The sequence below is a fragment of the Pseudomonas sp. C8002 genome (assembly GCF_013385765.1).
Lineage (GTDB): Bacteria > Pseudomonadota > Gammaproteobacteria > Pseudomonadales > Pseudomonadaceae > Aquipseudomonas.
Genome location: NZ_JACAPJ010000005.1, coordinates 301,633 through 322,785, shown reverse-complemented (window position 1 = coordinate 322,785; position 21,153 = coordinate 301,633). Strand labels below are relative to the sequence as shown.

General features: G+C 61.1%; 20 protein-coding genes. 8 read left to right on the top strand and 12 right to left on the bottom strand.

The window, feature by feature from the left end; translation table 11 throughout:
- Positions 1-244 precede the first annotated feature (244 nt).
- Positions 245-2,254: a DNA helicase Rep gene (gene rep / locus HX814_RS08065; RefSeq protein WP_008439414.1), complete on the top strand. Its 2,010-nt coding sequence runs from the start codon at positions 245-247 to the stop codon at positions 2,252-2,254.
- A gap of 57 nt (positions 2,255-2,311) precedes the next feature.
- A complete protein-coding gene (locus HX814_RS08060) occupies positions 2,312-2,884 on the top strand; it encodes a xanthine phosphoribosyltransferase (RefSeq protein ID WP_008439415.1) in 573 nt (190 codons plus the stop codon).
- A 130-nt stretch (positions 2,885-3,014) separates the two neighbouring features.
- Here the strand turns inward: HX814_RS08060 and HX814_RS08055 are convergent, their stop codons facing one another.
- From HX814_RS08055 to dadA, 6 genes are all read right to left on the bottom strand, one after another.
- Complete coding sequence (locus HX814_RS08055; RefSeq protein WP_177009061.1) at positions 3,015-4,937, bottom strand: acetyl-CoA hydrolase/transferase family protein; 1,923 nt, start codon at positions 4,935-4,937, stop codon at positions 3,015-3,017.
- A gap of 135 nt (positions 4,938-5,072) precedes the next feature.
- A complete protein-coding gene (locus HX814_RS08050) occupies positions 5,073-5,489 on the bottom strand; it encodes a cytochrome c5 family protein (RefSeq protein WP_003208757.1) in 417 nt (138 codons plus the stop codon).
- Between the two features lie 182 nt (positions 5,490-5,671).
- Positions 5,672-6,220, bottom strand: a complete 549-nt coding sequence (locus HX814_RS08045; protein ID WP_003208755.1) for a cupin domain-containing protein — start codon at positions 6,218-6,220, stop codon at positions 5,672-5,674.
- Positions 6,221-6,336: 116 nt separating this feature from the next.
- On the bottom strand, positions 6,337-7,413 hold the full coding sequence (alr, locus tag HX814_RS08040; RefSeq protein WP_003208753.1) for an alanine racemase: 1,077 nt from the start codon (positions 7,411-7,413) through the stop codon (positions 6,337-6,339).
- Positions 7,414-7,493: 80 nt separating this feature from the next.
- Positions 7,494-7,847, bottom strand: a complete 354-nt coding sequence (locus HX814_RS08035) for a RidA family protein (protein WP_003208752.1) — start codon at positions 7,845-7,847, stop codon at positions 7,494-7,496.
- Positions 7,819-9,120, bottom strand: coding sequence for a D-amino acid dehydrogenase (dadA, locus tag HX814_RS08030; protein WP_177009060.1), 1,302 nt, complete (start codon positions 9,118-9,120; stop codon positions 7,819-7,821). The genes HX814_RS08035 and dadA overlap by 29 nt, the downstream gene beginning before the upstream one ends.
- A 156-nt stretch (positions 9,121-9,276) precedes the next feature.
- Between dadA and HX814_RS08025 the strand changes: the two genes are divergently transcribed.
- The gene (locus HX814_RS08025) at positions 9,277-9,765 is read left to right on the top strand and encodes an Lrp/AsnC ligand binding domain-containing protein (RefSeq protein ID WP_003206849.1); all 489 of its coding nucleotides are present in this window, start codon (positions 9,277-9,279) and stop codon (positions 9,763-9,765) included.
- A 129-nt stretch (positions 9,766-9,894) separates the two neighbouring features.
- On the opposite strand, the gene HX814_RS08020 is transcribed toward HX814_RS08025, so the two are convergent.
- Positions 9,895-10,248: a YkgJ family cysteine cluster protein gene (locus HX814_RS08020; RefSeq protein ID WP_003208747.1), complete on the bottom strand. Its 354-nt coding sequence runs from the start codon at positions 10,246-10,248 to the stop codon at positions 9,895-9,897.
- 115 nt (positions 10,249-10,363) lie between these two features.
- Between HX814_RS08020 and HX814_RS08015 the strand changes: the two genes are divergently transcribed.
- Complete coding sequence (locus HX814_RS08015) at positions 10,364-11,656, top strand: FAD-binding oxidoreductase (protein WP_177009059.1); 1,293 nt, start codon at positions 10,364-10,366, stop codon at positions 11,654-11,656.
- Between the two features lies 1 nt (position 11,657).
- Here the strand turns inward: HX814_RS08015 and HX814_RS08010 are convergent, their stop codons facing one another.
- On the bottom strand, positions 11,658-11,894 hold the full coding sequence (locus tag HX814_RS08010) for a DUF1127 domain-containing protein (protein ID WP_023659297.1): 237 nt from the start codon (positions 11,892-11,894) through the stop codon (positions 11,658-11,660).
- A 165-nt stretch (positions 11,895-12,059) separates the two neighbouring features.
- On the opposite strand from HX814_RS08010, the gene HX814_RS08005 reads away from it, so the two are divergent.
- Positions 12,060-13,484: a PLP-dependent aminotransferase family protein gene (locus tag HX814_RS08005; protein WP_177009058.1), complete on the top strand. Its 1,425-nt coding sequence runs from the start codon at positions 12,060-12,062 to the stop codon at positions 13,482-13,484.
- A gap of 62 nt (positions 13,485-13,546) precedes the next feature.
- Entirely contained in the window at positions 13,547-15,109 is a 1,563-nt protein-coding gene (locus HX814_RS08000) for a phospholipase D family protein (RefSeq protein WP_003208738.1), read from the top strand.
- Between the two features lie 124 nt (positions 15,110-15,233).
- Here HX814_RS08000 and HX814_RS07995 read toward each other — a convergent pair whose 3' ends face one another.
- Both HX814_RS07995 and HX814_RS07990 read right to left on the bottom strand, forming a co-directional pair.
- On the bottom strand, positions 15,234-16,376 hold the full coding sequence (locus HX814_RS07995) for an MFS transporter (protein WP_177009057.1): 1,143 nt from the start codon (positions 16,374-16,376) through the stop codon (positions 15,234-15,236).
- A gap of 156 nt (positions 16,377-16,532) precedes the next feature.
- Entirely contained in the window at positions 16,533-18,026 is a 1,494-nt protein-coding gene (locus HX814_RS07990; RefSeq protein WP_003213259.1) for an aldehyde dehydrogenase, read from the bottom strand.
- 230 nt (positions 18,027-18,256) lie between these two features.
- On the opposite strand from HX814_RS07990, the gene HX814_RS07985 reads away from it, so the two are divergent.
- Positions 18,257-18,619 (top strand): cupin domain-containing protein, encoded by a 363-nt coding sequence (locus tag HX814_RS07985; protein WP_003213261.1) that lies wholly within the window; start codon positions 18,257-18,259, stop codon positions 18,617-18,619.
- A 70-nt stretch (positions 18,620-18,689) separates the two neighbouring features.
- Here the strand turns inward: HX814_RS07985 and rpmG are convergent, their stop codons facing one another.
- Together rpmG and rpmB are read right to left on the bottom strand one after the other, a co-directional pair.
- Positions 18,690-18,845, bottom strand: a complete 156-nt coding sequence (gene rpmG / locus HX814_RS07980; RefSeq protein WP_003176906.1) for a 50S ribosomal protein L33 — start codon at positions 18,843-18,845, stop codon at positions 18,690-18,692.
- 11 nt (positions 18,846-18,856) lie between these two features.
- Complete coding sequence (gene rpmB, locus HX814_RS07975; protein WP_003213263.1) at positions 18,857-19,090, bottom strand: 50S ribosomal protein L28; 234 nt, start codon at positions 19,088-19,090, stop codon at positions 18,857-18,859.
- A gap of 458 nt (positions 19,091-19,548) precedes the next feature.
- Between rpmB and HX814_RS07970 the strand changes: the two genes are divergently transcribed.
- Complete coding sequence (locus tag HX814_RS07970; RefSeq protein WP_008439424.1) at positions 19,549-21,141, top strand: ABC transporter substrate-binding protein; 1,593 nt, start codon at positions 19,549-19,551, stop codon at positions 21,139-21,141.
- The last annotated feature ends 12 nt before the right edge of the window (positions 21,142-21,153 follow it).

Below are 21,153 nucleotides of genomic sequence, written 5' to 3'. Positions count from 1 at the left end.
ATTTCGTTGGCGGCGGGCATTATGACGTGCGCCCCGATAATGACCAATGATATGGGTTATCAAATGCGCACTGTGCAGCTCTAGACCGAACAATAGTCCTAAATACCCTGCACATCCTGCGGCAAAGTAACAAAACCGGCAAATTTAGATCGAGTGGTACGTCACACTGTCGTTCAGAGGCAGCAGAATCTTGCCAGCCTGTTAAAATGCCCGCCCTTTTGATCAATGACCTCCTGAATTTCGTATGTCCCGACTCAATCCCCGGCAGCAAGAAGCCGTGAACTACGTCGGCGGCCCTCTATTGGTGCTCGCCGGTGCCGGTTCCGGCAAGACCAGCGTGATCACCCGCAAGATCGCGCACCTGATCCAGAGCTGTGGCATCCGTGCCCAGTACATCGTCGCCATGACCTTTACCAACAAGGCGGCGCGGGAAATGAAAGAGCGCGTCGGCACCCTGCTCAAGGGTGGCGAAGGCCGTGGCCTCACCGTGTGTACCTTCCACAACCTGGGGCTGAACATCATCCGCAAGGAGCACGTGCGGTTGGGCTACAAGCCGGGCTTCTCGATCTTTGACGAGACAGACGTCAAGGCGCTGATGACCGACATCATGCAGAAGGAATACGCGGGCGACGACGGCGTCGACGAGATCAAGAACATGATCGGCTCGTGGAAAAACGACCTGATCCTGCCCGCCGAAGCCCTGGAAGCTGCGCGCAACCCCAAGGAGCAGACTGCCGCCATTGTCTACACCCACTACCAGCGCACGCTCAAGGCGTTCAACGCAGTGGACTTCGACGACCTGATCCTGCTGCCGGTGAAGCTGTTCCAGGAACATGCCGACATCCTCGAAAAGTGGCAGAACAAAGTCCGCTACCTGCTGGTGGACGAATACCAGGACACCAACGCCAGCCAATACCTGCTGGTGAAGCTGCTGATCGGCAAGCGCAACCAGTTCACCGTGGTGGGCGATGACGACCAGTCGATCTACGCCTGGCGCGGCGCCCGCCCGGAAAACCTGATGCTGCTCAAGGACGACTACCCGTCCCTGAAAGTGGTGATGCTGGAGCAGAACTACCGCTCCACCAGCCGCATCCTGCGTTGCGCCAACGTGCTGATCTCCAACAACCCCCACGAGTTTGAAAAGCAACTGTGGAGCGAGATGGGCCACGGCGACGAGATCCGCGTGATCCGCTGCCGCAACGAAGACGCCGAAGCCGAGCGCGTGGCCGTCGAACTGCTCACCCTGCACCTGCGTACCGACCGGCCCTACAGCGATTTCGCGATCCTGTACCGCGGCAACTACCAGGCCAAGCTGATCGAGCTGAAGCTGCAGCACCACCAGATTCCGTATCGCCTGTCGGGCGGCAACAGCTTTTTCGGACGCCAGGAAGTGAAAGACCTGATGGCCTACTTCCGGCTGATCGTGAACCCGGACGACGACAACGCCTTCCTGCGGGTGATCAACGTCCCACGCCGGGAAATCGGTTCGACTACCCTGGAAAAGCTCGGCAACTACGCCACCGAACGCAAGATCTCGATGTACGCCGCCACCGACGAAATCGGCCTGGGCGAGCACCTCGACACTCGTTTCACCGACCGCCTGGCGCGCTTCAAGCGCTTCATGGACAAGGTGCGCGAGCAGTGCGCCGGCGAAGACCCGATCAGCGCCCTGCGCAGCATGGTCATGGACATCGACTACGAGAACTGGCTGCGCACCAACAGCTCCAGCGACAAGGCTGCCGATTACCGCATGGGCAACGTGTGGTTCCTGATCGAGGCGTTGAAAAATACCCTGGAGAAGGACGAAGAAGGCGAGATGACCGTCGAGGACGCCATCGGCAAGCTTGTGCTGCGGGACATGCTTGAACGCCAGCAGGAAGAGGAAGACGGCGCCGAAGGCGTGCAGATGATGACCTTGCATGCGTCCAAGGGCCTGGAATTCCCCTACGTGTTCATCATGGGCATGGAAGAGGAAATCCTCCCGCACCGCTCCAGCATCGAAGCCGACACCATCGAGGAAGAACGGCGCCTGGCCTACGTGGGCATTACCCGCGCGCGTCAGACATTGGCCTTCACCTTTGCCGCCAAGCGCAAGCAGTACGGCGAGATCATCGATTGTGCCCCGAGCCGGTTCCTCGACGAACTGCCGCCGGACGACCTGGCCTGGGAAGGCAACGACGACACACCGACCGAAGTCAAAGCCGTTCGCGGCAACACCGCACTGGCGGATATACGCGCGATGTTAAAGCGCTAGAATCGACTACCTTTTAATCTACTTTCGGCGCGTGTTGCGCCAACAGAGGAAGCTTTCGTGGAAGCACTGCACAAGAAAATTCGCGAAGAAGGCATCGTGCTTTCCGATCAGGTACTCAAGGTCGACGCCTTTCTGAACCACCAGATCGACCCGGCGCTGATGAAACTGATCGGTGACGAGTTCGCTGCGTTGTTCAAGGATTCGGGGATCACCAAGATCGTCACCATCGAAGCCTCGGGCATTGCACCGGCGATCATGACCGGCCTGAACCTCGGCGTGCCGGTGATTTTCGCCCGCAAGCAACAGTCCCTGACCCTGACCGAAAACCTGCTGTCGGCGACGGTGTATTCCTTCACCAAGAAAACCGAAAGCACCGTGGCGATTTCCCCGCGCCACCTGACCAGCAGCGACCGCGTGCTGATCATCGATGACTTCCTGGCCAACGGTAAGGCGTCCCAGGCGCTGATCTCGATCATCAAACAGGCCGGCGCGACCGTTGCAGGTTTGGGGATTGTGATCGAGAAGTCGTTCCAGGGCGGCCGTGCGGAGCTGGATGCCCAGGGTTACCGGGTTGAGTCGCTGGCGCGGGTGCAGTCGTTGGCGGGTGGGGTTGTGACCTTTATCGAGTAATCGGTGCGGGCACGGTTAAACATGTGGGAGCGGGCTTGCTCGCGAAAGCGGTGTGTCAGTCACCGGATAGGTCGACTGATCCACCGCTTTCGCGAGCAAGCCCGCTCCCACATTTGATCTCCTGTGTTTGTTAGTGCGCGGTAGCTTGTAGGCCCGCTAGCAACAGGCGCTGATACAAGTCCTCCTTCAACCCCTCCGGCTTATCCAGTCGCATCCGTACCAAATGCTCGGGAAACGCTTCCGGCTCCGGTGCATCCAGCGCCGCCTTGCCCAGTTCCAGAATTTCCGTCAGCTTGAATTTGCTCTTGAGCCAGTTCAACGCCCGCAACAAATCCCGCTCTTCATCCGTGAAGTCACTGCCCAGCGGATACTCCGGGAACAGCCGTGGATGCCGCGCCTGAATCCCCTGCAAACGCTCCGGCGTGTTGTCGGCAAACCGCGGATCCAGCTGGAAATCCTTCGGCAACTTCCCGGCCTTTTGCGCCTGCTCGATCAAGTCTTCCTGGAACCGTGAGTCGGTGATATTCAGCAGCGCCTCGATCACCTTGGCATCGGTCTGCCCGCGTAAATCCGCGATGCCGTATTCGGTGATGACGATGTCTCGCAGGTGCCGCGGAATCGTGCAGTGCCCGTATTCCCAGACGATATTGGAACTGACCTCGCCGCCCGATTCGCGCCAGCTGCGCAGGATCAGGATCGAGCGCGCGCCTTCCAGCGCATGGCCCTGGGCGACAAAGTTGTATTGCCCGCCAACACCGCTGAGCACGCGGCCATCTTCCAACTGGTCGGCCACGCCCGCGCCCAACAGGGTCACGGTAAACGCGCTGTTGATGAAGCGCGCATCCAGGCGCTGCAAACGCTTGAGTTCTTCCTGGCCGTACAGCTCGTTGATGTAGCTGATGCGGGTCATGTTGAATTCCAGGCGCTTGCTCTGTGGCAAGTCCCGCAAACGCTCGTAAAAGCTACGAGGCCCGAGGAAGAAGCCGCCATGCACAGAGATGCCGTCGGTCTGTGCCGCTTCGTCCAGGGTGCCGGCGTTGGCCCGCTCCTGGGTCGCGACGTCCGGGTATACCTTGCGCCGCACAATCCCGGCATCGGCCAGCACCAGCAGGCCATTGACGAACATTTCGCTGCAACCGTACAGCCCACGGGCAAACGGCGCGACTCCGCCTTCGTGACTGATCAGCGGTGCCCATTGGTACACATCCAGGTCGGTGAGCAACAGGCGATACGCCTCGTTATCGGCCTGGCGCGCCAGCAAGGCCGCAGTCAGTGCATCGCCCATGGAGCCGATGCCGATCTGCAAGGTACCGCCGTCGCGCACCAGGGTGCTGGCGTGCAAACCGATAAAGTGATCCTGGAAACCCACCGGCATGTTCGGGGTGGAGAACAGCGTGGTGCTGTCCTTCTCGTCGATCAGGAAGTCGAACTCATCCATGCCCAGCTCGGCGTCGCCGGGCATGTAGGGCAAATCACTGTGAACCTGGCCCACCACCAGGATGGTTTCACCGGCCTCGCGGCGCTTGGCGATCATCGGCAACAGGTCGAGGGTGATGTCGGGGTTGCAGCTCAGGCTCAGGCGATCCGGATGTTCGGCACTGCTGGCCACCAATTGCGCGACGAGGTTCAGGCCGGCGGCATTGATATCACGGGCAGCGTGGCTGTAGTTGCTGCTGACGTAATCCTGCTGCGCCGAGAGGCTGTGGAGCAAACTGCCGGGCTGCATGAAGAACTGCTGCACGTGAATGTTCGACGGCAGGCTGTCCTTGCGCAGTGCGGCGAGGAAGTCCAGCTCGGGATAGTCACCGAAGACCCGTTCGATAAAGGGCTCGAGAAAGCGCTTCTGCAAACCATCGCCCAAGGTAGGGCGACCCAGGGCCAGGGCTGTGTAGATGGTCAGCGCCCGGTCCGGCAACTTGGCGATACGCCGGTACAGCGCGTTGACGAACAGGTTGGGTTTGCCCAGACCCAGGGGCATGCCCATGTGAATATGCGCCGGCAGCCGTGCCAGTACGTCGTCGACTGCTTGCTCGATTGAACACAACTGCACCATCCGACTTCTCCCGAACATTCCATGAATTGGGGTTGGACCGAGCTTGCCGGGTCTTTGCTGCAAAGAACAGCCTCAAAAGGCAAATCGCGGGCACAAAAAAGCCGCTGGTCAGCGGCTTTTTTGGCGAAGATCGGTTTATTTAAGACCCGACATCTTCTCGATCGCGCCTTTAAGCTCGGCATCCGAGCAATCGGCGCAGGTGCCTTTTGGCGGCATGGCGTTCAAGCCGGTAATGGCCTTGGCCAGCAGGCCATCGAGGCCACCCTGATGGTCCGCGCGGTCTTTCCAGGCGGCGGTGTCACCGATTTTCGGTGCGCCCAACAGGCCGGTACCGTGGCAAGCGTTGCAGTGCTTGGCGATTACGTCATCCGGCGATTTCGCACCGCCGCCGCCGCCCGCAGCCACTGCCACTTCCATCCCCTTGCACTCTTGCCCCTGGACGCACACCTGGCCTACAGGCTCCAGGCGCTTGGCAATTTCATCATTGGTCGCAGCTTGAGCGCTGACAGCCCATAGGGCCAGTACGGTTGCTGGTGCAGCCAGCATTTTCATAATTAGGTTCACGCGTTCACCCTCAATGGTGGCTATTCACGCCTGCGGCCACGGTTTCGCAGGCGGCGAAAGTATAACGGTTAGCCCGCCCCGCCGAAACAACCCTATTAACCAAGGGGAGATTCAGCAAGGCAGAATGCTGCTACGGGCGTCTCTGCGACATAGGCAGGACGCCTCTTTTCTTAAAAGTTCGCGGGTGTGGCTGCGCTGATTAGTCGCGCCGGCACTTCGAACGGATTGCGAAAACGGTGCGGCTTGGTGCTTTCAAAGTAGTAGCTATCGCCGGCTTCGAGCACAAAAGTTTCAAGGCCGACCACCAGTTCCAGGCGACCTTCCACCAGGATCCCGGTTTCCTCGCCCTCATGGGTGAGCATCTCTTCGCCGGTATCAGCACCTGGCGGGTAGATCTCGTTGAGGAACGCAATCGCCCGGCTCGGATGCGCGCGGCCCACCAGTTTCATGGTGACGGCGCCGTCGGAGATATCGATCAGCTCATTGGCTTTATAGACGATCTGGGTCGGTTTTTCCTGGAGGATCTCCTCGGAAAAGAACTCCACCATCGACATGGGAATGCCGCCCAGCACCTTGCGCAAGGAGCTGATGGAGGGGCTGACACTGTTTTTTTCGATCATCGAAATGGTGCTGTTGGTGACGCCCGCGCGCTTGGCTAGCTCACGCTGGGAAAGACCTTTCAGTTTACGGATGGATTGCAGTCGTTCGCCGACGTCCAATGCAGGAGCCTCCTAGGATTCAGGCGTTGTTGTAATTGAGCGTTATCATGGCGACAGCGTTCAGTATTTACAACACTTTGGCCTAAATCCCGGGATCTGCCATTCGTGGGTGCCGCTCAAGCGCCGGAATAGAGCCGTGGCACTCGGCGCAGGTTGCAGAAGATCTGGTACGGAATGGTGTCGGCGGCGGTGGCAACGTCACTGGCGAGGATGTTTTTGCCCCACAATTCGACGGTGGAACCGAGCCCGGCCTGGGGCACGTCGGTCAGGTCGACACACAGCATGTCCATCGACACACGGCCCAGCAACTGGCTGCGCTGGCCGGCCACCAGCACCGGGGTGCCGGTGGGTGCGTGGCGCGGGTAGCCGTCGGCGTAGCCCATGGCAACTACCCCGATGCGCATCGGTTTCGGGGTGATGAACCTGGCGCCGTAGCCCACAGGTTCGCCGGCCGGCAGTTCACGTACGCAGATGACTTTCGATTCGAGGGTCATCACCGGCTGCAAACGCGCGGCGATGGCCTGGCCTTCGCCAAACGGCGTGGCGCCGTAGAGCATGATGCCCGGGCGTACCCAGTCACTGGAAACGTTCGGCCAGCCCAGCACCGACGGCGAGTTGCGCAGGCTGACCTGGGCCGACAAGCCCTGGCGCGCCGCTTCAAACACCGCTACTTGCTCTTCGCTGCTGGTGCTGTCCAGCTCATCGGCGCGGGCGAAGTGGCTCATCAGCACGATCTTCGCGACTTTGCCGCTGGCCAGCAGGCGCTGGTAAGCGTCGTGATAATCCTTGGGGTGCAAGCCAACGCGGTGCATGCCCGAATCAAGCTTGAGCCAGACGGTCAGCGGCTTGCTGAGTTGCGCCTGTTCAATCGCGTCCAGCTGCCACAGCGAATGCACCACGCACCAGAAATCATGCTCGATGATCAGCGGCAGCTCGTCGGCTTCGAAAAAACCTTCGAGCAACAGCACCGGCCCGCGAATCCCGGCGGCCCGCAGCTCCAGCGCTTCCTCGATGCAGGCCACGGCAAACCCGTCCGCCTCGGCTTCCAGCGCCTGGGCAACACGCACGGCACCGTGGCCGTAGGCATCGGCCTTGATCACGGCGAGGGCCTTGGCCCCACCCGTGACTTCACGGGCCAGTTGGTAGTTATGGCGCAGGGCTTGGAGGTCGATCAGGGCACGGGCAGGACGCATGGCGGCAGGCTTCTAGGCGGCGGTGGGAAGAAAAAACCGGTACCCGCTGACAACGCAGGCACCGGGAGAGGATTTTTTGCTTACGGCAGAGCGGCCACAACCGACAGCTCCACCAGGATTTCCGGTTCGCAGAGTTTCGCTTCAACCGTGGCACGGGCCGGCGCGACGCCTTTTGGCAGCCACTTGTCCCATACCGCGTTCATCCCGGCGAAATCGGCGTCAATGTCTTTCAGGTAGATGGTCACCGACAGCAACTTGGTCTTGTCGGTACCGGCCAGGTCCAGCAAACGCTCGATGTTGACGAGGGTTTCGCGGGTCTGCTGTTCAATCCCGGCACTCATGTCGTCGCCGACCTGCCCTGCCAGATACACGGTACCGCTGTGAACAACGATCTGGCTCATGCGCTCATTGGTGAGCTGGCGCTGGATTGACATGTTTTGCGGACTCCTGGTGGTTGCCATAACGGGAAATATCGAGGCCTTCGGCACTGATTTGCGGGGTTTTCTTCGCCATCAGGTCGGCCAGCAAACGACCAGAGCCACAGGCCATGGTCCAACCGAGGGTGCCGTGGCCGGTGTTCAGGAACAGGTTTTTGAACGGGGTAGCACCGACAATCGGCGTGCCGTCTGGCGTGGTCGGGCGCAGGCCGGTCCAGAAACTGGCCTGGCTCAAATCACCGCCCTGAGGATAAAGGTCGTTGACGATCATCTCCAGGGTTTCCCGCCGACGCGGGTTCAGCGACAGGTCAAAACCGGCTATCTCGGCCATGCCACCGACGCGGATACGGTTGTCGAAACGGGTGATCGCGACCTTGTAGGTCTCATCGAGAATGGTCGAGGTCGGGGCCATCGCCGGGTTGGTGATCGGCACGGTCATCGAGTAACCCTTGAGCGGGTACACCGGCGCCTTGATTCCCAGCGGCTTGAGCAATTTCGGCGAGTAGCTGCCGAGGGCCAGCACGTAGCGGTCGGCAGTTTCCAGCTTGCCGTCGATCCACACGCCGTTGATCCGGTCACCGGCGTAGTCCAGGCGCTGGATATCTTGCTCGAAGCGGAATTCGACACCCAGTTGCTTGCACATGCCGGCAAGGCGGGTGGTAAACATCTGACAGTCGCCGGTTTGGTCGTTCGGCAGGCGCAGGGCACCGGCAAGAATATCGGTGACGCTCGCCAGGGCCGGCTCGACGCGGGCAATCCCGGCGCGGTCCAGCAGCTCGTAAGGCACACCGGACTCTTTCAATACCGCGATGTCCTTGGCAGCACCGTCCAGCTGAGCCTGCGTACGGAACAGTTGGGTAGTCCCCAAAGTGCGCCCTTCGTAGGCGATGCCGGTCTCGGCACGCAGCTCGTCGATGCAATCGCGGCTGTATTCGGACAGGCGCACCATACGCTCCTTGTTCACCGCATAACGGCTGGCGGTGCAGTTGCGCAGCATCTGCGCCATCCACAGGTACTGGTCGATATCGGCGGTGGCCTTGATCGCCAGGGGCGCGTGGCGCTCCAGCAGCCACTTGATGGCCTTGAGCGGCACACCCGGCGCAGCCCATGGCGAGGCGTAGCCTGGCGAGATCTGCCCGGCGTTGGCGAAACTGGTCTCCATGGCCACAGCCGGCTGACGGTCGACCACGACCACTTCAAAACCAGCTCGTGCCAAATAGTAGGCACTGGCCACGCCAATGACACCGCTACCCAAGACCAGAACGCGCATTTTTATTCCCTCATCACGGCTTGACCGCTGACGTTTGTTGTTCAGCACAAAGATGTGGGCAGTATAAAAAGCAATCACCAGTGCATTTCACTATATAACTGCCTATATTTGGCGACAATTCTCGGCAAAAACCCTTTTCACGGAGGAGCATCCCCTATGCGGACCAACACTCAGACCAAGCGGGAGCTGGACAAGATCGACCGCAACATCCTGCGCATCCTGCAGGCCGACGGGCGAATTTCGTTTACTGAACTGGGGGAAAAGGTCGGGCTATCGACCACGCCGTGCACCGAGCGGGTCCGGCGCCTGGAGCGCGAAGGGATCATCATGGGCTACAACGCCCGGCTCAACCCGCAGCATTTGAAGGGTAGCCTGCTGGTGTTTGTCGAGATCAGCCTCGACTACAAGTCCGGCGACACCTTTGAAGAATTCCGACGCGCCGTGCTGAAACTGCCCCACGTGCTGGAGTGCCACCTGGTGTCGGGGGATTTCGACTATCTGGTGAAGGCGCGCATTTCGGAGATGGCGTCGTACCGCAAATTGCTCGGCGATATCCTGCTCAAGCTGCCCCACGTACGGGAGTCCAAGAGCTATATCGTGATGGAAGAGGTGAAAGAGAGCCTGAACCTGCCGATCCCGGATTAAGACAGCACCACAGGCCAATGTGGGAGCGGGCTTGCTCGCCAATGCGGAGTGTCAGTCACCTGATGTATTGACTGATCCACCGCATTCGCGAGCAAGCCCGCTCCCACACTAGTTGATCGGGGACATCCGCTAGACCAATACCTGACGCGTCGACGCCATGTACGCATGAATCTGCTTTTCCACCCGTGGGTGGATCAACTCCACCGGGCGGCGGTCGTTGGGGCATGGCAAGGTCGGCGTGGTGCCGAACAAGCGGCAAATCAGCGGGCGCTCGTCGTACACGGTGCAGCCATTGGGACCGAGGTGCACGCAGTTGAGCTCGTCCATCGCCGCTTCCTGCTCGGCAGCGGTCTTGCGCGGCAGGCGCGACATTTCCTCGGGGGACGTGGTCACCGGCCCACAGCAGTCGTGGCAACCCGGGACACACTCGAACGAGGGAATCTGCCGGCGCAGCGCGTTGACTTTCTGACTGTTGCAACTCATCGACACAGGGACCGAACGGCGAATAGGCGTGGATTCTGCCCTAAAAGCCCCCGGTGAGACAGCTTCGCCCGACCGCTGTATCCTGCGTCAAATTTTCCAAACAGGGATGCTCCCCATGACCGCCAGCGCCCGGCACGCCAATTCCTACTACGCCGCCAGCAGTTTCCCGCAGCCTGATTATCCGGTGCTGACAGGTGAAATCGTGGCCGATGTGTGCGTGGTCGGCGGCGGCTTTTCGGGGCTCAACACCGCTCTGGAACTGGCCGAACGGGGTTTCAGCGTGGTCCTGCTGGAAGCCCGCAAGATTGCCTGGGGCGCCAGCGGGCGCAATGGCGGGCAACTGATTCGTGGCGTCGGTCATGGCCTGGATCAGTTCACCAACGTCATCGGCGCCGAGGGCGTGCGCCAGATGAAACTGATGGGCCTGGAAGCCGTGGAAATCGTACGCCAGCGGGTCGAACGTTCGCATATCGCCTGCGACCTGACCTGGGGCTACTGCGACCTGGCCAACAAACCCCGCGACCTGGAACACCTGGCCGCCGACGCCGAAGAGCTGCGAAGCCTCGGTTATCGCCACGAAGTGCGCCTGCTGCAAGCGGGCGAAATGCGCAGCGTGATCGGTTCCAACCGCTATGTTGGTGGCATGATCGACATGGGCTCCGGCCACATGCACCCGCTGAACCTGGCCCTCGGCGAGGCAGCCGCTGCACAGCAGTTGGGCGTCCAGTTGTTCGAGCATTCCGAGGCGGTGCGGATCGATTACGGCCCGGAGGTTAACGTTCACACCGCTCAGGGCAACGTGCGCGCCAAGACCCTGGTGCTGGGCTGCAATGCTTATTTGAACGGCCTCAACCCGCACCTGAGCGGCAAGGTGCTGCCCGCCGGCAGCTACATCATCGCCACCGAGCCGTTGAGCGAAGCCCAGGCAGCCGAGTTGCTGCCACAGAACATGGCGGTGTGCGACCAGCGGGTGACGGTGGACTACTTCCGGCTGTCAGCCGACCGACGCTTGCTGTTCGGCGGTGCCTGCCATTACTCCGGACGGGATCCGAAGGACATCGGTGCCTATATGCGTCCGAAAATGCTGCAGGTGTTCCCACAACTGGCCAACGTGAAAATCGACTACCAGTGGGGCGGGATGATCGGCATTGGCGCCAACCGCCTGCCGCAGATTGGCCGACTGGCCGACCAGCCCAATGTGTATTTCGCCCAGGCCTATGCCGGCCATGGCCTCAACGCCACCCACCTGGCAGGCAAACTGTTGGGCGAAGCCATCAGCGGCCAGCAAAGCGGGCGCTTTGATCTGTTTGCCAAGGTGCCGCACATCACTTTCCCGGGCGGCAAGCATTTGCGCTCGCCGCTGCTGGCGCTGGGAATGCTCTGGCACCGATTGAAAGAACTGGTCTGAATCAGCCGCGCCAGAAGGGCTTCAAGCCTTCCCGGCGCGCCTGCTCGGCACTCAGGCCCACGTCTCGCAGTTGCTCGGGGGTCAGCTCCAGCAAGGTTTTGCGCGTATGCATGCGGTGCCAGAACAACGCCCATGAACTGAGTGTGGGGGCCTTGGTACGCGCCGCCATGCGCCGCTCCTGCCCGGCTTCCAGTTCCTGACTGTGTAACGCCAACCGCACATCGCTCATACCGCTCATTTTCCTGCCCCTCATTAACGTGTTGCCATGAGTACGTAGGATGAGCCGGCGCGTAAAACCATGACAGATTCAACCACCCTGTATTAAATCCATACAGATACTGCCTATCGGCCGCTGAATCCTGTATTTTCAGCCTATCTGTACTGGTAACCGGGAAGCACCGCCATGACCCTATACGTCAACCTCGCCGAACTGTTGGGCACGCGCATCGAGCAGGGCTTCTATCGCCCGGGCGACAGATTGCCGTCAGTTCGGGCCTTGAGTGTGGAGCATGGGGTCAGCCTGAGCACCGTGCAGCAGGCCTACCGCGTACTGGAAGACAACGGCCTGGCGATGCCCAAACCCAAATCCGGCTACTTCGTACCGGTGGGCCGCGACTTGCCGGCATTGCCCGCCGTAGGCCGCCCGGCCCAGCGCCCGGTGGAAATTTCCCAGTGGGACCAAGTGCTGGAGCTGATCCGCACGGTGCCACGCAAAGACGCCATACAGTTGGGCCGGGGCATGCCGGATGTATTGTCGCCGACCATGAAACCCCTGCTACGCAGCCTCGCTCGGATCAGTCGGCGCCAGGACATGCCGGGGCTGTATTACGACACTATCCACGGCAACCTGGACCTGCGTGAACAGATTGCCCGCCTGATGCTCGATTCAGGCTGCCAACTGACGCCCCAGGACCTGGTGATCACCACCGGCTGCCACGAGGCCCTGTCTGCCAGCATCCACGCCATTTGCGAGCCCGGCGACATCGTTGCCGTCGACTCGCCAAGCTTCCACGGCGCCATGCAAACACTGAAGGGCCTGGGCATGAAAGCCCTGGAAATCCCCACCGACCCACTCACCGGTATCAGCCTGGAAGCGCTGGAACTGGCACTGGAACAATGGCCGATCAAAGTCATACAGTTGACCCCCAACTGCAACAACCCACTGGGCTACATCATGCCGGAGTCGCGCAAACGCGCACTGCTGACCCTGGCCCAGCGCTTTGACGTGGCGATCATCGAAGACGACGTGTATGGCGAACTGGCCTACAGCTACCCGCGGCCACGCACCATCAAGTCCTTCGACGAAGATGGCCGCGTCGTACTGTGCAGCTCTTTCTCGAAGACCCTCGCACCCGGCCTGCGGATTGGCTGGGTCGCACCCGGTCGCTATCTGGAGCGTGTGCTGCACATGAAATACATCAGCACCGGCTCCACCGCGACCCAGCCGCAGATCGCAATTGCCGAGTTTCTGAAAGGTGGACATTTCGAGCCACATTTGCGGCGGATGCGCACGCAATACCAGCGCAATCGCGACCTGATGCTCGATTGGGTCAGCCGCTATTTCCCGGCGGGCACCCGCGCCAGCCGCCCCCAGGGCAGTTTCATGCTGTGGGTGGAACTGCCGGAAGGCTTCGATACCCTGAAACTCAACCGGCTGCTGGTGGATGAAGGTGTACAGATTGCCGTGGGAAGTATCTTTTCCGCCTCCGGCAAGTACAGGAACTGCCTGCGCATGAACTACGCTGCCAAACCAACGCCGCAGATTGAAGAGGCTGTACGCAAGGTCGGCGCGACCGCCATCCGGTTGCTGGCCGAAGCGATGGACTGACCTTTTACGGGAAATAGCCGTCATATGCCGACAATCGCCCTGATTCGGAACCCATGTCATTGATGACCCACCGGCTATTACCGTTTTTCCTGCTGGGCATCCTGGCCCTGGGCGGCTGCGCCACCATCGACGCGCCACGCACACCCAGCGAGGCGCTGCCGGCCAGCGAATCTTCCTTCGGCCGCTCGATCCAGGCCCAGGCCGCTCCCTACAAAGGCCGCTCCGGGTTCCGCCTGCTGCCCAACAGCAGCGAAGCCTTCATGGCCCGCGCCGAACTGATCCGCAACGCCCAGACCAGCCTCGACTTGCAGTACTACATCGTCCACGACGGCATCAGCACCCGCATGCTCGTGGATGAACTGCTCAAGGCCGCCGACCGTGGCGTGCGCGTGCGCATCCTGCTGGACGACACCACCAGCGACGGCCTGGACCAGATCATCGCCACCCTCGCCGCCCACCCGCAGATCCAGATTCGCCTGTTCAACCCGCTGCACCTGGGCCGCAGCACCGGCGTGACGCGGGCCATGGCACGGCTGTTCGACCTGTCGCTGCAACACCGGCGCATGCACAACAAGCTGTGGCTGGCAGACAACAGCGTGGCCATCGTCGGCGGGCGCAACCTGGGGGATGAGTATTTCGACGCCGAGCCCAACCTCAACTTCACCGATATCGACATGCTCAGCGTGGGCCCGGTGGCCGAGCAACTGGGCCACAGTTTCGATCAGTACTGGAACAGTGCCCTGAGCAAACCCATTGGTGACTTCGTCAGCAGCGCTTCCAAAGGCGACCTGGCCAGTGCCCGCGTACGCCTGGAAGATTCCCTTGCCGAGTCTCGCCAACAAAACCATGCCCTGTACAACCGCCTGCGCACCTACAAGACCCAGCCGCGCATGGACATCTGGCGCCGTGAGCTGATCTGGGCCTGGAACCAGGCACTGTGGGATGCGCCGAGCAAGGTGCTGGCCAAGGCCGATCCGGATCCACGGCTGCTGCTGACCACCCAACTGGCGCCCGAGCTGGAAGGTGTCAGCCATGAGCTGATGATGATTTCGGCTTACTTCGTTCCAGGCCAGCCTGGCCTGGTGTACCTGACCGGTCGCGCGGACGCCGGCGTATCGGTAAGCCTGCTGACCAATTCCCTGGAAGCCACCGACGTACCGGCCGTGCACGGCGGTTATGCGCCCTATCGCAAGGCGCTGCTGGAACACGGGGTGAAGCTATACGAGTTGCGTCGCCAGCCCGGAGACGGTGGCGGCAGCGGCCCTCATCTGTTCCGCAAAGGTACATTCCACGGTTCGGATTCCAGCCTGCACAGCAAGGCGATCATCTTTGATCGGGAGAAATCCTTCATCGGCTCATTCAACTTCGACCCGCGCTCGGTGCTGTGGAACACCGAAGTCGGGGTGCTGGTGGACAGTCCCGAACTGGCGGAACACGTGCGCAACCTGGCACTGGAGGGCATGGCGCCCCCGTTGAGCTACCAGGCGAAGCTGCAGGATGGCCAGGTGGTATGGGTGACCGAAGACAACGGCCAACTGCACACCCTGACCCGCGAACCCGGCAGTTGGTGGCGCCGGTTCAATGCCTGGTTTGCCACATCCGTCGGGCTGGAACGCATGCTTTAAGAACAGCGACGGGACCTGTGGGAGCTGGCTTGCCTGCGATGGCGGAGTGTCAGTTTACGTATCCGGTGCTGACACTCCGCCATCGCGGGCAAGCCCGGCTCCCACAGGTGATCGCATTTCAAGTTCAGGCGGTTTGTGCGGCGCCGAACGCACCTTGGCGCAGCAACAGGATCACCAACCCCAACGCCCCCGCCGCCATCAACAACGGCAACGCATGCCCGCTGATCCACTGGCTGCCGGCACCGGCCACCAGCGGGCCGATCAGGCAGCCAATGCCCCACAGCTGCGCGATATGCGCATTGGCGCGCACCAGTGCGTCGTCGCGGTAGCGCTCGCCAATCAGGATCAGCGACAGGGTGAATAACCCGCCGGCGCTGGCCCCGAACAGCACCCACACCGGCCAGATCATCAGCGTATCGAGCAACAGCGGAATCGCCAGGCTCGTCACCAGCAGCATCAGCGCGCAGCCGAGAAACAGCGTGCGCCGAGGCAGGTAGTCCGCCAGCGCGCCAATCGGCAGTTGCAGCAACGCATCACCGACCACCACCGTGCTGACCATCGCCAGAGCAATCTCGGCGGTGAAACCCTGTTGCAGGCAATACACCGGCAACAACGTAAGAATCATCGCCTCGAATGCGGCGAACAACGCCACCGCCCAGGCAATCGCCGGCAAGCCCTGGCAGAAGCGCAGCAGGTCGCCAAAGGTCACGCTGAAAGACTCGGCAGTCGGCGCACCGGAACGGCCCAGCAGCAGGATCGGCGAGCACGTCAGCAGACCGACACCCACCCAGAAGCCAATATCGTTGTCCGTACCCAGCGCGCCCAGCAGCAACGGGCCCGACAGCTGGCTCAAGGCATAGCTGCAGCCATACAGCGCCACCAGACGGCCGCGCCAGCGTTCGATCACCAGTTGGTTGATCCAGCTTTCGCCGAGGATAAACACGATGGTCAGGATCACCCCGATCATCAGCCGCAACACCAGCCATACCGGGTAGCTGGGCAATACCGCCAGCAAGCCGATGGAAATCGCCCCCGCCCACAGGCACAGGCGCATCAGGTTCGCCGTGCCCAGGCGCGAGGCCAGGCCGCTGGAGACCTTGGCACCCAGTAGCACACCGAAGGCCGGCATCGCCGCCATGACTCCGATGGCGAAGCTGCCATAGCCCCAGCTTTCCAGGCGCAGGGACACCAGCGGCATGCTCACGCCCAAGGCAAGGCCCACGCTCAAGACCGACGCCAACACGGCGAAATAGGTCGCCCAACGCATTTCCACGCTCCTGTGGATTACTTGGAGATCATACAAAACAGTGTGGGAGCGGGCTTGCTCGCGAATGCGGTGTACCAGTCAATACATCAGCGACTGTGATACCTCATTCGCGAGCAAGCCCGCTCCCACATTTTTTACAGCGGTGTTCCTGGAGGCTTACAACTTGATCCAGGTCGCCTTAAGCTCGGTGTACTTGTCGAACGCGTGCAGCGACTTGTCGCGGCCGTTACCCGACTGCTTGAAACCACCGAACGGTGCGGTCATGTCGCCGCCATCGTACTGGTTGACCCATACGCTGCCGGCACGCAGGGCCTTGGCAGTCAGGTGCGCCTTGGAGATGTTCGACGTCCACACCGCAGCGGCCAGGCCGTATTGGGTGTCGTTGGCGATCGCAATGGCTTCTTCCACGCTGTCGAAGGCAATCACCGACAGCACCGGGCCGAAGATTTCTTCCTGGGCGATCTTCATGGCGTTGGTCACGCCGTCGAAAATCGTCGGCTCGACATAGGTGCCACCGCTTTCCTGCAGCGTGCGCTTGCCGCCGGCCACCAGCTTGGCGCCATCGGCATGCCCGGCTTCGATGTACGACAGCACGGTGTTCATCTGCTGGGTATCCACCAGCGCACCGACCGTGGTGGCCGGGTCGAGCGGGTTGCCCGGCTTCCAGGCCTTGAGGGCCTCGATCACCAGCGGCAGGAATTTATCCTTGATCGAACGCTCCACCAGCAGGCGCGAACCGGCGGTGCACACTTCGCCCTGGTTGAAGGCGATGGCGCCGGCCGCGGACTCGGCGGCGGCTTGCAGGTCCGGGGCATCGGCAAACACGATGTTCGGGCTCTTGCCGCCAGCTTCCAGCCAGACGCGCTTCATGTTCGACTCGCCGGAGCGAATCAGCAGTTGCTTGGCGATCTTGGTGGAACCGGTGAACACCAGGGTGTCGACGTCCATGTGCAGCGCCAGGGCGTTACCCACGGTGTGGCCATAACCCGGCAGCACGTTGAACACGCCTTTCGGGATGCCGGCTTCAACCGCGAGGGCAGCGATGCGGATGGCAGTCAGCGGTGATTTTTCAGATGGCTTGAGGATCACCGAGTTACCGGTGGACAACGCCGGCCCGAGTTTCCAGCAGGCCATCATCAGCGGGAAGTTCCACGGCACGATGGCCGCGACAACGCCGACGGGCTCACGGGTCACAAGGCCCAGCTGGTCGTGAGGGGTGGCTGCGACTTCATCGTAGATCTTGTCGATGGCCTCGCCGCTCCAGCTCAGCGCTTGCGCCGCGCCTGGGACGTCGATGTTCAGGGAGTCGCTGATCGGCTTGCCCATGTCCAGGGTTTCAAGCAGTGCCAGCTCTTCGGCGTTGGCCTTGAGCAGGCCGGCGAAACGGATCATGGTGGCTTTGCGCTTGGCTGGCGCCAGGCGCGACCAGGCACCGGAATTGAACGTGGCACGGGCGTTTTCTACGGCACGCTGGGCGTCGGCGACGTCACAGCTGGCAACGGTTGCCAGCAGGCGGCCATCGACTGGGCTCAGGCATTCGAACGTGTCGCCGGAAACGGCGGCGGTGTATTCGCCATTGATGTAGGCGCGGCCTTCGATCTTCAGATCCTTGGCGCGTTGTTCCCAGTCGGCACGGGTCAGGGTGGTCATGCGAGTGTCCTCCTCTTATTGAATACAAGGGCCGGGCGATGTACCCAGGCACCTTCGAAGAATTCTTGCCCGGCCAGCCAGCTGTTCGGCTCAAGGCAGCTGCCACCCTAAACCAGCGGCGATGGATGTTTCAATATATTTGACATAACGGCAGCAAACGCCCTTGCGATGTTCATTTTAATAAACATAGACTTTGAGCTCTCCAACCGCAGGCCAGACGGGACACGCCCATGAACATCCAGAATATCGTCGACTTCAGCCAGGCCAGGACCGAGCCTGATCGCTACCGTCCGGCTGCGGAGAAAATCCTCAAGGGCGACCCGGAGCAAACCGTCTACAACCACTACAACAGTCCGTGCGGCCAGATGAGCGCCGGGGTCTGGGAAGGTGAAGTCGGACAGTGGAAGGTCAACTACACCGAGCATGAGTATTGCGAGATCGTGCAGGGTGTTTCGGTGTTGCGCGATGCCGACGGCAACGCCAAGACCTTGCGGGCCGGTGATCGCTTCGTCATTCCGGCCGGCTTCAGCGGCACCTGGGAAGTGCTGGAACCCTGCCGCAAGATCTACGTGGTGTTCGAAGAAAAGGCCTGATCATTTAACAGGCACAAAAAAAAGCCCGCATCGTGAGATACGGGCTTTTTTTCACAAGAAAGAAAACCAATTACTTGATTTTGCCTTCTTTGTAGATCACGTGCTTGCGAACGCGCGGGTCGAACATTTTCTTTTCGAGCTTGTCCGGGGTAGTACGCTTGTTCTTGTCGGTAGTGTAGAAGTGACCAGTACCGGCGCTAGAGATCATTCGAATCAATTCACGCATGATTTAGCTCCTTAGATTTTGCCGTCGCGGCGCAGTTCGGCCAGCACGACAGTGATGCCGCGCTTGTCGATAACACGCATGCCTTTGGCAGATACGCGCAGACGAACAAAACGTTTCTCTTCTTCAACCCAAAAGCGGTGATGCTGCAGGTTTGGCAGGAAACGACGACGGGTTTTGTTGTTTGCGTGGGAAATGTTATTCCCAGTCACCGGACCCTTACCGGTAACTTGACAGACTCTCGACATGCCTCAGCCCTCTAAAACCACATGCCCAACCCGGCATGGGTTGGCCGCTTAATCTCTCAGTCATTTGGCGCCAGGCGCCGCGTTTCTTTAGGGTCTTACCGGCTACACCTACTAGCGAAGGAACCGGGCCCCTAGAAAAGAGCGCTGCTTTATACCAGAAAGACCCCAGTGCAACAACAGGCCGTGTACTTTTATACGCGTAAATCCAGGCCATGGACGCCTGAACCGTTGCCAGGGTGGGCCGCTATAGAAGCTAACCGCTCGTCGCACAGAATGATTTACAGCGCCCGCGCGCACTGCAAAGTGCTCGGCAAAACGACCTGAGGCGCCATCAAAACAGTATTTGCGGCAAAAGCACAGGCAAAAATGGGCTAGTCATTTGTCAATCAGCCCACTACGGTAGGACTTTTCCAGACTGCACTCGCAGATGGGCCTTCGATCTGCAAAGGAAACCGAATATGCGCCTCGCTGCCCTACCGCTATTGCTAGCCCCTCTTTTTATTGCTGCACACGCCCAGGCGGCCACTACCCTGAGCGTCTGCACCGAAGCCAGCCCCGAAGGCTTCGACGTGGTGCAATACAACTCGCTGACTACCACCAACGCTTCGGCAGACGTATTGATGAACCGCCTGGTGGACTTCGACGCCACCAGCGGCAAGCTGGTCCCGAGCCTCGCGGACAGCTGGGAAGTGTCGCCGGATGGCCTCACCTACACCTTCAAGCTGCACCCGGACGTTAAATTCCACCGTACTGACTACTTCACGCCAAGCCGCAGCCTGACCGCCGAAGACGTGCGCTTCAGCTTCGAGCGCATGCTCGACCCGGCCAACCCCTGGCACAAGATCGCCCAGAGCGGCTTCCCCCACGCCCAGTCGCTGCAGTTGCCCACGCTGATCAAGAAGATCGACGCCCTCGACCCGCTGACCGTGCGCTTCACCCTGGACCACGCCGATTCGACCTTCCTCGCCGCCTTGAGCATGGGCTTTGCCTCGATCTACCCGGCGGAATATGCCGACAAACTGCTCAAGGCCGGCACCCCGGAGAAGCTCAACAGCCAGCCTATCGGCACCGGGCCGTTCATTTTCGGGCGCTTCCAGAAGGACGCGACGATTCGCTACAAGGCCAACCCGGATTACTTCGCCGGCAAGCCTGCGGTGGATAACCTGATCTTTGCGATCACCCCGGACGCCAACGTGCGCCTGCAGAGACTGCGTCGCGACGAGTGCCAGATCGCCTTGTCGCCCAAGCCCCTGGATATTGATGCCGCCCAGAAAGACGCCGACCTGAAGATCGAGAAAACCGCGGCCTTCATGACCGCGTTTGTCGCCATCAACAGCCAGCATCCGCCACTGGACAAGCCGGAAGTTCGCCAGGCGATCAACCTGGCCTTCGACAAGGCCAGCTATCTGAAGGCCGTATTCGAAGGCACCGCCGAAGCCGCCAACGGCCCTTACCCACCCAATACCTGGAGCTATGCCAAGGACCTGCCGGGCTATCCGCAGGACATTGCCAAGGCCAAGCAACTGCTGGATCGCGCCGGGCTCAAGGATGGCTTCAAGACCACGATCTGGACCCGGCCGTCGGGCAGCCTGCTGAACCCCAACCCCAGCCTGGGCGCACAACTGCTGCAGGCGGACCTGGCCAAGGTCGGCATCCAGGCTGAAATCCGTGTGATCGAGTGGGGCGAACTGATCCGCCGCGCCAAGGCCGGCGAGCACGACTTGCTGTTCATGGGCTGGGCCGGTGACAACGGCGACCCGGATAACTTCCTGACGCCGCAGTTCTCCTGCGCGGCCGTGAAGTCCGGCACCAACTTTGCCCGCTACTGCGACCCGGCGCTGGACAAGCTGATCAGCGCCGGCAAGACCACCAGCGAACAAGGCGTGCGCAGCAAGCTGTACCAGCAGGCCCAGGCGCAGATCCAGCAACAGGCGCTCTGGCTGCCACTGGCGCACCCGACCGCGTTTGCGCTGACCCGCAAGAATGTCGAGGGGTATCAGGTGAGCCCGTTCGGGCGCCAGGATTACTCCAAGGTCAGCGTCAAGCCCTGACCCCTGCCAGGG

Coding starts and splice junctions, on each gene's coding strand:
- rep (WP_008439414.1), top strand. CDS start 245: ATGTCCCGACTCAATCCCCGGCAGCAAGAAGCCGTGAACTACGTCGGC.
- HX814_RS08055 (WP_177009061.1), bottom strand. CDS start 4,937: ATGGTGCAGTTGTGTTCAATCGAGCAAGCAGTCGACGACGTACTGGCA.
- HX814_RS08050 (WP_003208757.1), bottom strand. CDS start 5,489: ATGAAAATGCTGGCTGCACCAGCAACCGTACTGGCCCTATGGGCTGTC.
- alr (WP_003208753.1), bottom strand. CDS start 7,413: ATGCGTCCTGCCCGTGCCCTGATCGACCTCCAAGCCCTGCGCCATAAC.
- HX814_RS08035 (WP_003208752.1), bottom strand. CDS start 7,847: ATGTCAATCCAGCGCCAGCTCACCAATGAGCGCATGAGCCAGATCGTT.
- dadA (WP_177009060.1), bottom strand. CDS start 9,120: ATGCGCGTTCTGGTCTTGGGTAGCGGTGTCATTGGCGTGGCCAGTGCC.
- HX814_RS08025 (WP_003206849.1), top strand. CDS start 9,277: ATGCGGACCAACACTCAGACCAAGCGGGAGCTGGACAAGATCGACCGC.
- HX814_RS08020 (WP_003208747.1), bottom strand. CDS start 10,248: ATGAGTTGCAACAGTCAGAAAGTCAACGCGCTGCGCCGGCAGATTCCC.
- HX814_RS08015 (WP_177009059.1), top strand. CDS start 10,364: ATGACCGCCAGCGCCCGGCACGCCAATTCCTACTACGCCGCCAGCAGT.
- HX814_RS08010 (WP_023659297.1), bottom strand. CDS start 11,894: ATGAGCGGTATGAGCGATGTGCGGTTGGCGTTACACAGTCAGGAACTG.
- HX814_RS08005 (WP_177009058.1), top strand. CDS start 12,060: ATGACCCTATACGTCAACCTCGCCGAACTGTTGGGCACGCGCATCGAG.
- HX814_RS08000 (WP_003208738.1), top strand. CDS start 13,547: ATGACCCACCGGCTATTACCGTTTTTCCTGCTGGGCATCCTGGCCCTG.
- HX814_RS07995 (WP_177009057.1), bottom strand. CDS start 16,376: ATGCGTTGGGCGACCTATTTCGCCGTGTTGGCGTCGGTCTTGAGCGTG.
- HX814_RS07990 (WP_003213259.1), bottom strand. CDS start 18,026: ATGACCACCCTGACCCGTGCCGACTGGGAACAACGCGCCAAGGATCTG.
- HX814_RS07985 (WP_003213261.1), top strand. CDS start 18,257: ATGAACATCCAGAATATCGTCGACTTCAGCCAGGCCAGGACCGAGCCT.
- rpmG (WP_003176906.1), bottom strand. CDS start 18,845: ATGCGTGAATTGATTCGAATGATCTCTAGCGCCGGTACTGGTCACTTC.
- rpmB (WP_003213263.1), bottom strand. CDS start 19,090: ATGTCGAGAGTCTGTCAAGTTACCGGTAAGGGTCCGGTGACTGGGAAT.
- HX814_RS07970 (WP_008439424.1), top strand. CDS start 19,549: ATGCGCCTCGCTGCCCTACCGCTATTGCTAGCCCCTCTTTTTATTGCT.